Origin of the sequence: Roseomonas aerilata DSM 19363, assembly GCF_000711725.1 — a bacterium.
Taxonomy (GTDB): Bacteria; Pseudomonadota; Alphaproteobacteria; order Acetobacterales; family Acetobacteraceae; genus Roseomonas; species Roseomonas aerilata.
This window is the reverse complement of sequence record NZ_JONP01000006.1, coordinates 1-12383: the sequence shown is the minus strand read 5'-3', so window position 1 is coordinate 12383 and position 12383 is coordinate 1. Positions and strand designations below refer to the sequence as shown.

Here is a 12383-nt window from a genome sequence, read left to right as displayed (position 1 = left end):
GGACGCTGCCGCCGCGATGGGGCAGGAATGTGGCGACCGCCGCTAGTCGTCATAGGCGACGAGGGACTCGAAAGCCGTGCCGCCGAGCCGTTCGCGCCCCTTGAGGAAGGTCAGCTCGATCAGCGCGGCCGCGGCGGGCACCTCCGCGCCGGCTTGGCGCAGAAGCGCGATGCAGGCCGCCAGGGTGCCGCCCGTGGCCAGCAGGTCGTCCAGCACCACCACGCGGTCTCCGGGGCGCACGGCATCGGCCTGCATCTCGATCCGGTCCGTGCCGTATTCGAGGGCATAGTTCAGCCCGATGATCGCGCCCGGCAGCTTGCCGCGCTTGCGGAGCATGACGAAGCCGAGGCCTAGCTCGAGCGCCAGCGGCGCCGCGACGAGGAAGCCGCGGCTCTCGATCCCCGCGAGCAGCGTCGGCCGGTGCGGGCGAACGATGTCGGCCAGGCGGCGCATGGCCTCCTTCCAGGCCGGCCCGTGCCGCAGCAGGGTCGAGATGTCGTAGAAGAGGATGCCCGGCTTCGGGAAATCCGGGATCCCGCGGATGTGCCGCTTCAGGTCGAGAACCTGGTTCTCGGGCGGGCTGGCGGCGGGGCTGTCGTTCATCGCGGGGCTCCGTTCGGGCGTCCGCCTCATAAGGGCCGGCCCCGGCCTGCGCAAATCACTGCCTGCGCGAAGCGCCGGCGCTGTGGACGAGGAGCCTTGCCAAAAGGGGAGGGGCGCCGCGAAAGGGCTGGCCACTGCGCCCGGAATCCGGCAGGAGCGCGGGCATGTCGCGCATTCCCGTGGCGGTCATCGCCGGAATCCTGGGCTTCCTGCTCTACATCGCAGCGGTCGTGGCGCTGGCCGACGCCGTGCTGCCGGGCCACTGGACGCTGCACGTCCTGTATTTCACGGTCGCGGGCATTGCCTGGGTCTGGCCGGCCAGCCGGCTGATGTACTGGGCGGCGCGGAAAGAGCCCCCGCGCCGCCCGTCCCGTTCCCGCCGTTAGAAGGTGCGGCTGAGATAGACCATGCCGCGCGCGGCGCAGATCTTCTGCCCGGCGAAGCACTCGCCCCGGTTGAGGTCGGTGTCGAAGTAGCCGGCGGTGAGCACGAAGTCGTAGAGCTTCGTGGAGACCGTCACGTTCCAGTTCGTGAAGTCCGGCGAGCCCCAGCGGGTGTTGTTCTGGATCCACTGGTGGCCGACGCGGCCGCCGAGGGTCAGGTTGAAGGGCAGCGCCACTTCCACGCCGCCCTCGACATAGACGCCCGTGCCGGACTCGAGCTGGTAGTTGGGCGAGTAGTTGATCGCCGCCAGCACCTTCACCGGCTCGAACTCGTAGGACGCCTTGGCCGAGACCTCGAAGTACTGCAGGTCGTAGAGCCCCGAGCCGGTAGGGTTGCGATAGCCGGGATAGGTGTAGGCGATGCCGCCGAGATCCAGGCTCACCCCCGCGACGGTCGTCCGCCAGCCGGCCAGCGCGTCGACCTCCTGCCGGGCATTCGTGCCCAGGAAGCTGACGTTCGAGATGAAGGCGCCGACGTAGAAGCCCGTGGTGTGCTGGATGTCGATCGTGCCCTGCGCTGCTGGGCGGTTCTGCGTCTGGCTGACGCCGCGGAAGAGGTAGTCGGACGAGATGGTGGGCGTGAGGCCGATGGTCAGCCCGGCATCCTCGAGCTCGAAGGCCCCGGCGGAACCGGCGGCGAGCGAGAGGCCGAGGGCGAGTGTGACGGCAGCGACGGCATTTGTTTTCATGGCTTGATCCCCATTCACGCTCCGGCGTGGCAGGGCGCCATCCTGCGATTGGCATGCCAACGGAACGGCTCGCACGGGGTGCTGCGTGCGGACGGTGCCGCACTGTTGCAGATCGGCCACGTGGATTGCCGCTACGGCAGCCGCTGACGAAAAACCCCGCCAGGCGGCGCCTAGCGGGGTTCACGCGGTGCTGTCGATGGTCGGAGCGAGAGGATTCGAACCTCCGGCCCCTGCGTCCCGAACACAGTGCTCTACCAGGCTGAGCTACGCTCCGTCACGACAACGTCCGGGCGGCGGCGTATAGCGCCGTGCCGAGATGTCGGCAAGGGCAGGCGTGACGATGGCGCGACACGGCCGTCGTAATGGGGTGAAAAGCAGGGATGGGCTGCCGAATCGCGGTGCGGCGGGCGCGGAGACGGTTACGCTGCCGTCATTCAACCCGGAAGGTCCTCATGGCGCATCGCATGCCCCATCTCGCCGCTCTCCTCGCTGTCCTGTCGCTTCTCGGCACCGGCGCCGCCCTCGCGCAGCCCGACCCAGTCGCCACCCGCAAGGAGGGGCTGAAGCGCATGCAGGGGCATCTGGAGGCGATCACCCCCGTGGCCTCCGCCGGCGGCAACGTGCGCGAGACGGTGCCGCGCACGGAGGACATGATCGCCTTCTTCACGGGCTTCCCCGCGCTCTTCCCGCCGGGCTCCGACAATAACGGCTCGAAGGCGCTGCCGAGCGTCTGGGCGGACCGGGCGGGTTTCGAGGCGGCGTCGGCGAATGCCGTGAACGCCGCGGGCGCGCTGCGCAACGCCGCCGCCAGCGGCGACGCGGCGGCGACCGCCCAGGCCGTTCGCGCCATGGGCGGTGCCTGCGGCGCCTGCCACCGCAACTTCCGCGGCCGCTGAACCGGGCGGGGGAGGGGCTCGCGCCTCCCCCTAACCCTGGCGCGCGATCATCGTCACGATGCCGGCGGCGACGGCCAGCAGCGCCAGGGCAAGCCAGGGATTGCCCAGCCGCGGCGCCCGCGCGGCCAGAGCCGCCGGCATGCGCTTGAAGCCCGTGACCATCGGCCGCACGAGGTCGTGCCGCTTCAGCCCCGCATAGGCGAGCACCGCCACCACGTGCAGCGCGACGAGCACGAGGATGAGGTCGAAGTTGATCAGGTGGATGCTCCGCGCCGCATCCGCCGTGGCGCCGGAGACACTGCGCGCGAGCGGCCCCTTCGTCAGAATGCCGTCGTCGGTGAAGAGGCCGGACACCGCCTGGGTCAGCAGCGCGAGCAGCATGACCAGCACCATCCACCCCCCGGCCGCGTTGTGCCCGATCTCCGTGTCCGGCTCGCGCCGCGCGAGGTGGCGCAGGTGGCGAAACCCCTCCACCGGGGAGCGGAGCAAGCGCGTGAAGCGCGCCGTGTCGGAACCGGCGATCCCCCAGGCGAGGCGGAACAGCAGCAGCGTCAGGATCACCTCGCCCGAAAGCATGTGCCACTCGTAGCGCTCGGTCTCGGCGGCCCACCAGGAGAAGCCGATCAACACGACCAACGCCCAATGCACCGTCCGGATCCAGCCATCCCAGACCTTCACCTTCACCAGCGGTCCCTGCGCCCGCTCCGTCGGCTCCGCCATCGGCCTCTCCGTTCGCCACCGTGGAGGTGAGGATAGGGAGGGTGAGGGGCCCTCGCCCAGGCCCTCCTGGCCACGGCAGGCAGGGCACCGCCTCGGATGTGCCCTTGTGGGGGCAGGGGCGCGCGGCTTAGTTGCGTGCCCATGACAAGAGCAGCGCGCCTGCGAGTCGCCGGCGGCGCGGCGGTTCTCGCTGCCCTGGCGGCAGGGGCCTACCACGGGTCGAGGGAACAACCTGGCGCGGCGCCTTGGCGCGGGGCGGGCACGGCCACCGGCGCTCTTCCCGGCCCGGCCGCCGGGCCCTTGCCAGCCGATGTTCCGGCAGAGCCGGCGCCCCGTCCGACCGCCGGCCTGCCTCGTTTCGACGTGGTCCGCCTCGGCGCCCGCGGGATGGCCGTGACGGCGGGCCGAGCCTCGCCGGGGGCGGAGGTGGTGCTGCTCGACAGCGGTGAGGAGATCGGCCGCGCCCGCGCGGACGGGCGTGGGGAATGGGTTATCCTGCCGCCGGAGCCCCTCGCCGGCGGCCCGCGCGAGTTGTCGCTCCGCTCGCGCCTCCCCGGCGGTGAGGAGCTGCGAGGCCCGGACACGGTGCTCGTGGTGGGCCCGGCCCGGGTGGAACCGCCATTGGCCAGCTTGCTGGCCACCGCGCCGGCCGGCCCTGGATCGGCGGCGCCTCCCTCCCTCGTGCTTCTCCTCCCCCCGATTGGCGCCGCGGCCCCGCGCCGCCTTTCCCCCTCGGCCGGTCCCGTGGCGCTCGGGCTCGACGTGCTGGACTACGACGAAGCAGGCGGCATGGGCTTCGCCGGCACCGCCTCGCCCGGCGCGCGGCTTCGCGTCTACGCCGATGACCGACACCTCGGGGACACCGCGGCGGACGAGACCGGCCGCTGGTCCCTCGGCCTCGAGGATCCGCCGGTGGCGGGCCAGCACATCCTCCGGGTGGAAGAGATGGCGCGGCCCGGCCGCGCAACCCCGGCGGGGCGGATCCAGGTGGCCTTCACTCGCGAGTTCCTTCCCCCCGGCCTCCTCCGCGAGGGGCGCCTGGTGGTCCAGCCCGGGCACAACCTCTGGCGCATCGCCCGCGACAGCTACGGCCGCGGGGCGCGCTATACCGTGATCCTCAGCGCCAACCGCGAGGGGGTCCGCCATCCCGACCGGATTTTCCCCGGCCAGGTCCTCACCCTGCCGCTCGCGGACTGAGCGGGGGCGCCGGGGGCAGCTTCAGGGTTGTCCGGGCGGGCGGGAGAAACCATAACGCGCACTCGTCCGCTCCCTGTCCCCCTTCTCCTGGATCATCATGTCACTCGGGCACAGCCTGCGCCTCGTCATTGCGCCCCCGCACCCGGCAGGGCGCCCTTTCCTTATCGGCGGCGCCGGCGTCGCCGTGATCGGGGGCGCCATCCTCGGAAGCTGGCTCTTCTGGCTCGGCGCGGCCTTCACCGGCTTCTGCCTCTACTTCTTCCGGGACCCCGAGCGCGTGACGCCGACCCGCCCCGGCCTCTTCATCGCGCCCGCCGACGGGCACGTGGTCTCGGTCGAGCCCGCCGTGCCGCCGGAGGAGCTGGGCCTCGGCCCGGCCGCCCGCTGGCGGGTGGCGATCTTCCTCTCGGTGCTGGACGTGCACGTGAACCGAGCGCCGATCGACGGCACCGTCACCCGCATCGCCTACCGTCACGGCGCCTTCGTCAACGCCTCCCTCGACAAGGCGAGCGTGGACAACGAGCGCAACGCGCTGGCCATCCGCATGGCGGACGGGCGCGATATCGCGGTGGTGCAGATTGCGGGCCTCATCGCCCGCCGCATCCTCTGCGACGTGCGCGAGGGCAGCCGCGTCCGTGTGGGCGAGCGCTTCGGTATCATCCGCTTCGGCAGCCGCACGGACCTCTACCTGCCCGAGGGTGTGCGCCCGCTGGTGGAGGTAGGTCAGACGATGATCGGCGGCGAGACGATCATCGCCGACCTCGCCTCTCCCGTCGCCGCCCCCATCCGGGCCTGACGGCGCATGGGCATGCCGCCGCGCCGGTTCCGCTTCGCCCCCCAGCGGTTCCGGCCGAAGGGCTCCGGCCGGCTGCCCGGCCTGTCCTTCAACCGGTTGCTGCCGAACATCCTCACGATGGTCGGCCTCTGCGCGGGCATGACGGCGATCCGCTTCGCCCTGGACAGCCGGTGGGAGCTGGCGGTTACCCTTATCGTCGTCGCAGCCTTCATCGACGGGATCGACGGGCGGCTGGCGCGGCTGCTGAAGGCCACCTCCCGCTTTGGGGCGGAGTTCGACAGCCTCTCGGATTTCCTCTGCTTCGGCGTGGCGCCCGCCTTCATCCTCTTCCTCTGGACGCTGCACGACGCCCGGGGCTTCGGCTTCATCCCCTGCCTTCTCTTCGCCGCCTGCATGGCGCTGCGCCTCGCGCGCTTCAACGCGGCGATCGACGCGCCGCTCCAGCCCGGCGCCGCGCCCCGCCCGCCAGGCTTCTTCACGGGTGTGCCGGCGCCGGCCGGGGCAGGGCTCGCGCTCTTTCCGATCTTCGCGGCCCTCGCCTTCGAGGGCTGGGGCTGGACGGGCCTCGCCGGCGCCATCCGCCACCCGGTCTTCTCCGCCCTCGTGCTCGTGGTCGTCGCGGGGCTGCTGGTCAGCACGCTGCCGACCTGGTCCTTCAAGAACTACAAGGTGCCGCGCAAGGCAGTGCTGCCGCTGCTGCTCGGCGCCGCCGGCTACGTCGCGCTGCTCGTCGCGGAGCCCTGGGCGGCCATCGCCGCGGCCGGTCTGGCCTATGCGGCGATGATCCCGCTCTCCTTCCGCTCCTACCAGCGGGCGAGGACGCGGATGGAGCAGCCGGGCGGAGAGGTCAGCCCGGCCGTGCCCCTGACCGGGCCCTAGCCCCGCGGCGTCGCGACGAGGATGCCCTTCTCGCGCAGCGCCGCCACCTCCTCCGCCGTGTAGCCGGCGGCCAGCAGGACCTCCTCTCCGTGCTCGTTGAAGGCGGGCGGCACGGCGCGGGCGCCGCCGGGCGTGCGGGAGAGCTTGATGGGGGTGTTCAGCGCCCGGAACTCGCCAATCTCGGCGACCATGTTGCGGGCGGCCGTGTGGGGCGCGGCCACGGCCTCGTCCACGAAGAGCACGGGCCCGGCGGGAAGCCCCGCCTTCAGCATCCGGTCGCAGAGCGCGTGCCCATCCTCCGTGTGGAGCCGGGCGGCGAGGATGGTGTCGAGGTCCGCGCGGTTGACCACCCGGTCCCCGTTGGTGGCGAAGCGCGGGTCGTCCACGAGGTGCTCCAGGCCGAGGAAGCCGCAGAACTTCCGCCAGGCGGGCTCGTTCCCGCAGGCGACGAAGATCTCGCAGGTGGCCGTGCGGAACTTCGAGTAGGGGGAGATATTCGGGTGCGGGTTGCCCGTGGCCGCCGGGCGCTTGCCGTTGAGGAAGTGGTTCGCCGCCTGCGGGTGCAGCAGCGCCATGCCGCAGTCGTGCAGCGTCATGTCGATATACTGCCCGCGGCCGGAACGCTCCCGCTCCTGCAGCGCCATGAGGATGCCGATGGTGGAGTAGAGACCGGTCGCGAGGTCCACCACGGGCGTTCCCATCCGCAGCGGCCCGCTGCCGGGCTCCCCGTTGATGGACATCAGCCCGACCATGGCCTGCACGATGGCATCGTAGCCGGGCAGCCCGCCGAGCGGCCCCGTGGCGCCGAAGCCGGAGACGCGGCAGTGCACGAGGCGCGGGAAGCGCTCGCTCAGCTTGTCGTAGCCGATGCCCCACTTCTCCATGCTGCCGGGCTTGTAGTTCTCCACCAGCACGTCCGCGCCCTCCAGCAGGCGCAGCAGCACCTCACGCCCCTCGGGCTTGGAGAGGTCGAGCGCGATGCTCCGCTTGTTGCGGTTCACGCCGAGGAAGTAGCTGGCGGTGCCATCCAGGAAGGGCGGGCCCCAGGCGCGGACCTCGTCGCCCTGGGGCGGCTCGATCTTGATGACCTCCGCCCCGTGGTCCGACAGGATCATGGTGCAGTAGGGACCGCCGAGCACGCGGGTGAGGTCGATCACCCTGATCCCGGCCAGGGCGCCGGGGCTCACGGCGCGGGAATCCGCTCCGGTCTCGGTGGTCGGCAGCGCGTCGGTCATGGTTCTTCCTCCGTGCCCTGTTTCTGCCCTTGCCCGGCGCCGCGCTCAAGGCTGCCCCGGAGGCTCGCACATCCTTTACAGTTCCCCGGGGTGGGAGCCTTCTGTCCTGCGCGGGGAGCAGGAACGAGACGATGTCTTTCTGGCGTAAGACCGAGAGGACAACCCTGCGGGCGGAGGCGGTCGAGCCCGGGCGGCGGCGCTTCCTGGCGCTGGGCTGCGCGTGCTGCGCGGCGGTGGCGCTTCCCGCCCTGCCGGCCGGCGCCGCCGTCCCGCCGGCGGTGCAGCGCCACCTGAACCTCGCGAAGGAGGCGGCCGGCAACGATCTCGGCGCCTATCTACGGCTGGGCAACACCGCGCTCACGCCTCCGGCCGCGCCGCAGGTGGATCTCGGCCCGCTCATCAACCAGCCCGTGCCGCCGCCGGGCCAGGCCTTCGACAACCTGTTCTACGTCGGGGCCCGCTGGGTCAGCGCCTGGATCATCCGCACCTCCGACGGGCTGATCCTGATTGACGCCCTGAACAACGACGACGAGGCGGAGCGCGTCATCGGCGCGGGCATGCGCCGCCTCGGCCTCGACCCCGCGCAGATCCGGTATCTGGTCATCACCCACGGCCACGGCGATCACTACGGCGGCGCCGGCTGGGTGAAGCGCGTCGCCTCGCCGAAGATTGTCGCGTCCGATGCCGACTGGACGATGATGGCAACGAAGCTCGAATTCGACGCGCCTGAATGGGGCCGCCCGCCCCAGCGCGACGTCGCGGTGAGGGACGGAGACCGGATCACCCTCGGCGACACCGCCGTCGAGGTGCTGGTGACGCCGGGCCATACTAGAGGCACCATCTCCCTTCTCTTCACCGTCCGGCAGGGCGGGCAGGAGCACCGGGCGCTGCTCTGGGGCGGCACCGCCTTCAACTTCGGGGCGCAGCCCGACCGGATTGAGCGCCTGCAGGGCTACATCGACGCCACTGCCCGCCTGCGCGACATCGCCCGCCAGCGCAACGTGGATGTCTTCATCTCGAATCACGCCGGCTACGACGAGGCGATCACGAAGCTGGCGGCCATGCCCTCGGCAGGCCGCAACCCCTTCGTGATCGGCGCGGACACCACGGTGCGCGCGCTGACCGTCATGCACGAATGCGCCCGGGCGACGATGGAGGCCTGGAAGGCCTGACCCCCCCCCGCCGCCGGGCGCATCCCCTCAGGCCGCGAGGTCGCGCATCACCTTGATGAGGTCGGACTTGCCCTCGAAGCCAATGCCCGGAAGGTCGGGCATGGTGATGTGCCCGTCCTCCACCCGCACGCCGTCGGGGAAGCCGCCATAGGGCTGGAAAAGGTCCGGGTAGCTCTCGTTGCCGCCCAGCCCCAGCCCGGCCGCGATGTTCAGCGACATCTGGTGCCCGCCATGCGGGATGCAGCGGGAAGGCGACCAGCCCGCGACCTCCAGGTCCTTTAGCGTGCGTTGATACTCGACGAGACCGTAGGAGAGCGCGCAGTCGAATTGCAGCCAGTCCCGGTCCGGGCGCATCCCGCCGTAGCGCAGCAGGTTGCGGGCGTCCTGGTGGCTGAACAGGTTCTCCCCCGTCGCCATCGGGCCCGGGTAGAACTCCGCCAGGGCGGCCTGGAGCGCGTAGTCCAGCGGATCGCCCGCCTCCTCGTACCAGAAGAGAGGGTAGTCGCGGAGCATCTTGGCGTAGGCGATGGCGTCCTCGAGGCCGAGGCGGCCGTTCGCGTCCACCGCCAGCTGCGCCTTGCCGTCCAGCTCCTTCAGCACGCCTTCGATCCGCGGGCGGTCCTCGGCGATGCCGTTGCCGATCTTCATCTTCACGACGGAGTAGCCGCGGTCGAGATAGCTGCGCATCTCCGCCCGCAGCTGCTCGATGCCCTTGCCCGGGTAATAGTAGCCGCCGGCGGCATAGACGAAGACGCGCGGGTCGGCCTCCCGCCCGTGCCGCTCCGCCAGCAGGCGAAAGAGGGGCTTGCCCGCGATCTTCGCGACCGCGTCCCAAACCGCCATGTCGATCGTGCCGACCGCGACGGACCGCTCCCCGTGCCCGCCCGGCTTCTCGTTCTTCATCAGGGTGGCCCAGATCCGGTCGGGATCCAGGTTGTCGCCGGCGTCGTTCAGCAGGGATTCCGGCGGTGCCTCCAGCAGGCGGGGGGCGAAACGCTCCCGGATCAACCCGCCCTGGCCGTAGCGGCCGTTGGAGTTGAAGCCGTAGCCCACCACCCGTCGGCCGTCCCTCACCACATCCGTCACGACCGCGACGAGCGACAGGGTCATCTTGCTGAAGTCGATATAGGCGTTGGCGATGGAGGAGGCGATCGGCGCCGTCACCTCCTTCAGGTCCACGATGCGCATGGGCGGTCCTCCGGTAAGCGGCGCGCACCATGGGCCGGGCGCCGCGCCGCGCCAAGGTCAGGCCACGGCGGCGCGGTCCCACACGCGGGCGCAGAAATCGGGATAGGTCTCCGCCATCTCCTCGCAGACCGGGCCGCGCAGCAGGGCCAGTTCCGCGGCGGTCGGGTCCGGCGTCACCGGCACCTCGGCTGGTGCATCGAAGTCGAACCCCGTCTCGGCGCGAATGGAGGCGAGGCTTTCCCCGGGGTGGACGCTCTCCAGCATGAAGCGCGCCCGCTGGGCGTCGAAGCGGAAGACGCAGCGGCCCGTGACCAGCGCCTGCGCCGTGCCGCGCCGGAACACCTCGGGCGGGGTGACACCGGCGGCCGAGACATGGGCGACGCGCGGCACCAGCACGCGCGGCGAGTGCTCCTCGCGGAAGAGGATCGTGCGCGGCGTCATAAGGTACATGAAGGCGGAGCCGAAGCTGCCGGGAAACCGCACCCCGTCTCCTGGCCATTCCCCGGTGCCGATGAGGTTGAGGTTCGCCTCCCCGTCGATCTGCCCGCCGCCGAGAAAGAAGAGGTCGATCCGCCCCTGCCCGGTGAGGTCGAACAGCTCGCGCGATCCCTCGGTGAAGGGGTTGCCGGAACGCTTGTGCAGCAGCGACAGCCGCACGGGGCGGCCGGACTTCGCGACCAGCCAGCAGGCCGCTGCCGGGATCGGGGAGGCGGCGCCGACGGCGATGTGGCGGGCGGGCGGCGCCGAGGGGTCGAGGATCAGCCGCGCCAGCGCCGCCGCCAGCCGCTCCTCGGGCTGCACCGCGCTCATTCGGCGGCGATCCGGGCGGCCTGGCCGAACACATGTTCCTCCACCCAGGCCCGGAAACCCTCCTCCGTCCGCGCGGCGCGGGCATAGGTGGCGACATAGGCGGCGTCGAAGCCGTACTCATCGAGCAGCGCGACAGGATGCGCCCCCCGCTCGGCCACGGCGAAGGCTTCGACATAGGTGGCGGAGATGGTGCCGGCGGCCAGGCGCTCGTCCTCCAGCAGGTTGCCGGGCACCACCCGCTCGACCGTCGCCAGCAGCCGGCGGGAGGCATGGGCAAGGGTCGCAAGCTCCCGCCGCCGCCCCACCCAAAGATTGCCGGCCTCGTCCGCCATGACGGCGTGGATGGCGGCCACGTCCGGCTGCAGGGCCGGCACCAGCAGGATCGGGTCCGGCGCCTCGGACATCGGGTTCTGCACCACCCGCCAGTCCGGGCGGTGCGCCAGGATGTCGCTGCCGATGACCCCACGCAGCGGCATGAAGGGCACGCCCTTCTCGGCGGCCTGTAGCATCGTGTGGATGGCCGGGCAGGTCGCGTCCCGCACGACAATGCTTCCCGCCCGCACGGCGGACGAGAAGCGCGGCGCGAAGCCCGCCTCCCCGAGAGAGACCGCGCTCGTCTCCACCTCCGCCACGCAGCCCGCGCCGATCAGCAGGTCCGTCGCGAAGCCCGAGACGGGCACGCCCAGCAGCCGCAGCCCGCGCACCCCCCGCCGGACCAGCGCCTTGGCCAGCGCGACGGAGGGAAGGGAGTTGTCGGGCGGCAAGGCCAGCAGCGCGCCGTCCGGCACGGATGCAGCGAGGGCTTCGGGGCTCGACGGGGTCATGGCGGTTCCTCCGAGCCGAGGTTAGACCCTGCTCCCCGAGCTCGCCAGGGCAGGGCTTTAGCGCACGAGAACCTGTGCGGCCTCCTTCGTCCTGGAGACGGCCGTGGCCACCTGGTTCACGGCCGCGGAGATCTGCCCGACACTGGCTGAGACGGTGCGCACGGCGCTCGATGCGCTGCCCATGCTGGCGGACATGCCGCTGGTCACGGCGCTCTGTTCCTCCACCGCGGAAGCTGTCACGGCCACGCTCTCCCGCACCGATTCCACCGCTTGGCGGATCGCCGAGAGCGTGCCGGTGACGGTGTCGGAGATGGACTGGACGCCCTCGATCTCGCGCGCGATCTTCTCGGTGGCGAGGGCGGTCTGGCTGGCCAGGTTCTTCACCTCGGCCGCCACCACGGCGAAGCCCCGGCCAGCCTCGCCGGCGCGCGCCGCCTCGATGGTCGCATTCAGCGCCAGCAGGTTCACCTGCCCCGCGATGCTCTGGATAAGGCTGACCACCCCGCTCATGGCCTGGGCGGCAGCAGTCAGTTTCTCGGTGCTTTCCGCACCCAGGCTTGCCTGCTCGGAGGCATTTTCCGTGGCGATGCGGGATTTTGCCATGTTCCCGGAGATCTCGCCCACGGAGGAAGCGAGCTGCTCGGCCGCCGCGGCGATCGTCTGCACGTTTCCGGCCGTCTCGTCCGCCGCGCGGGCTGCCGATCCGGCCTCGGCCAGGGAGAGGCCGATCGCCGCGTCGATGTCGCCGAAATTGTTGTCGATCAGCGTCTTCAGGTCGGCCAGCAGCTTGATCTGGTCGGAAACGTCGGTCGCGAACTTGACGATCTTTTCCACCTTGCCGGTGGCATCGAGGATCGGGTTGTAGGACCCCTCGATCCAGACGGGCCTGCCGTCCTTGCGCACCCGCTTGAACTGCGCCGCCTGGTACTCC

The 12383-nt window shown here is 71.3% G+C and carries 14 protein-coding genes and 1 tRNA gene; 6 read left to right on the top strand and 9 right to left on the bottom strand.

Going from position 1 to position 12383, the window contains the following annotated elements; translation table 11 throughout:
• Window positions 1–42 precede the first annotated feature (42 nt).
• Window positions 43–603 (bottom strand): adenine phosphoribosyltransferase, encoded by a 561-nt coding sequence (locus BO39_RS08445; RefSeq protein ID WP_052401820.1) that lies wholly within the window; start codon window positions 601–603, stop codon window positions 43–45.
• 164 nt (window positions 604–767) lie between these two features.
• On the opposite strand from BO39_RS08445, the gene BO39_RS08440 reads away from it, so the two are divergent.
• The gene (locus tag BO39_RS08440) at window positions 768–989 is read left to right on the top strand and encodes a DUF2842 domain-containing protein (RefSeq protein WP_043832025.1); all 222 of its coding nucleotides are present in this window, start codon (window positions 768–770) and stop codon (window positions 987–989) included.
• Here the strand turns inward: BO39_RS08440 and BO39_RS08435 are convergent.
• Together BO39_RS08435 and BO39_RS08430 are read right to left on the bottom strand one after the other, a co-directional pair.
• Entirely contained in the window at window positions 986–1735 is a 750-nt protein-coding gene (locus BO39_RS08435) for a TorF family putative porin (protein WP_043832023.1), read from the bottom strand. The genes BO39_RS08440 and BO39_RS08435 overlap by 4 nt on opposite strands.
• A 197-nt stretch (window positions 1736–1932) precedes the next feature.
• A tRNA-Pro gene (locus BO39_RS08430) sits at window positions 1933–2009 on the bottom strand.
• A 178-nt stretch (window positions 2010–2187) separates the two neighbouring features.
• On the opposite strand from BO39_RS08430, the gene BO39_RS08425 reads away from it, so the two are divergent.
• Window positions 2188–2631: a cytochrome c gene (locus BO39_RS08425; RefSeq protein ID WP_043832021.1), complete on the top strand. Its 444-nt coding sequence runs from the start codon at window positions 2188–2190 to the stop codon at window positions 2629–2631.
• Window positions 2632–2661: 30 nt separating this feature from the next.
• On the opposite strand, the gene BO39_RS08420 is transcribed toward BO39_RS08425, so the two are convergent.
• Complete coding sequence (locus BO39_RS08420; RefSeq protein WP_043832019.1) at window positions 2662–3351, bottom strand: cytochrome b/b6 domain-containing protein; 690 nt, start codon at window positions 3349–3351, stop codon at window positions 2662–2664.
• 141 nt (window positions 3352–3492) lie between these two features.
• Between BO39_RS08420 and BO39_RS08415 the strand changes: the two genes are divergently transcribed.
• The 3 genes from BO39_RS08415 to BO39_RS08405 all read left to right on the top strand — a co-directional run bounded on the left by BO39_RS08415 (window position 3493) and on the right by BO39_RS08405 (window position 6223).
• Window positions 3493–4548 carry a LysM peptidoglycan-binding domain-containing protein gene (locus tag BO39_RS08415; protein WP_156963588.1) on the top strand — a complete coding sequence of 352 codons (1056 nt, stop codon included), beginning with the start codon at window positions 3493–3495 and terminating at the stop codon, window positions 4546–4548.
• A gap of 97 nt (window positions 4549–4645) precedes the next feature.
• A complete protein-coding gene (locus BO39_RS08410; RefSeq protein ID WP_043832017.1) occupies window positions 4646–5344 on the top strand; it encodes a phosphatidylserine decarboxylase in 699 nt (232 codons plus the stop codon).
• 12 nt (window positions 5345–5356) lie between these two features.
• On the top strand, window positions 5357–6223 hold the full coding sequence (locus BO39_RS08405; protein WP_245615049.1) for a CDP-alcohol phosphatidyltransferase family protein: 867 nt from the start codon (window positions 5357–5359) through the stop codon (window positions 6221–6223).
• On the opposite strand, the gene BO39_RS08400 is transcribed toward BO39_RS08405, so the two are convergent.
• Complete coding sequence (locus tag BO39_RS08400; protein WP_052401818.1) at window positions 6220–7458, bottom strand: CaiB/BaiF CoA transferase family protein; 1239 nt, start codon at window positions 7456–7458, stop codon at window positions 6220–6222. The genes BO39_RS08405 and BO39_RS08400 overlap by 4 nt on opposite strands.
• A gap of 497 nt (window positions 7459–7955) precedes the next feature.
• Between BO39_RS08400 and BO39_RS35205 the strand changes: the two genes are divergently transcribed.
• Window positions 7956–8630, top strand: coding sequence for an MBL fold metallo-hydrolase (locus tag BO39_RS35205; RefSeq protein WP_408735165.1), 675 nt, complete (start codon window positions 7956–7958; stop codon window positions 8628–8630).
• Between the two features lie 27 nt (window positions 8631–8657).
• Here BO39_RS35205 and BO39_RS08390 read toward each other — a convergent pair whose 3' ends face one another.
• The 4 genes from BO39_RS08390 to BO39_RS08375 all read right to left on the bottom strand — a co-directional run.
• Complete coding sequence (locus BO39_RS08390; RefSeq protein WP_043832009.1) at window positions 8658–9818, bottom strand: mandelate racemase/muconate lactonizing enzyme family protein; 1161 nt, start codon at window positions 9816–9818, stop codon at window positions 8658–8660.
• 57 nt (window positions 9819–9875) lie between these two features.
• A complete protein-coding gene (locus BO39_RS08385) occupies window positions 9876–10628 on the bottom strand; it encodes a CoA-transferase (RefSeq protein WP_043832007.1) in 753 nt (250 codons plus the stop codon).
• Window positions 10625–11452, bottom strand: a complete 828-nt coding sequence (locus BO39_RS08380; protein WP_043832005.1) for a CoA transferase subunit A — start codon at window positions 11450–11452, stop codon at window positions 10625–10627. The genes BO39_RS08385 and BO39_RS08380 overlap by 4 nt, the downstream gene beginning before the upstream one ends.
• A gap of 57 nt (window positions 11453–11509) precedes the next feature.
• On the bottom strand, window positions 11510–12383 hold an 874-nt coding region (locus BO39_RS08375; RefSeq protein ID WP_043832002.1), incomplete at its 5' end, for a methyl-accepting chemotaxis protein.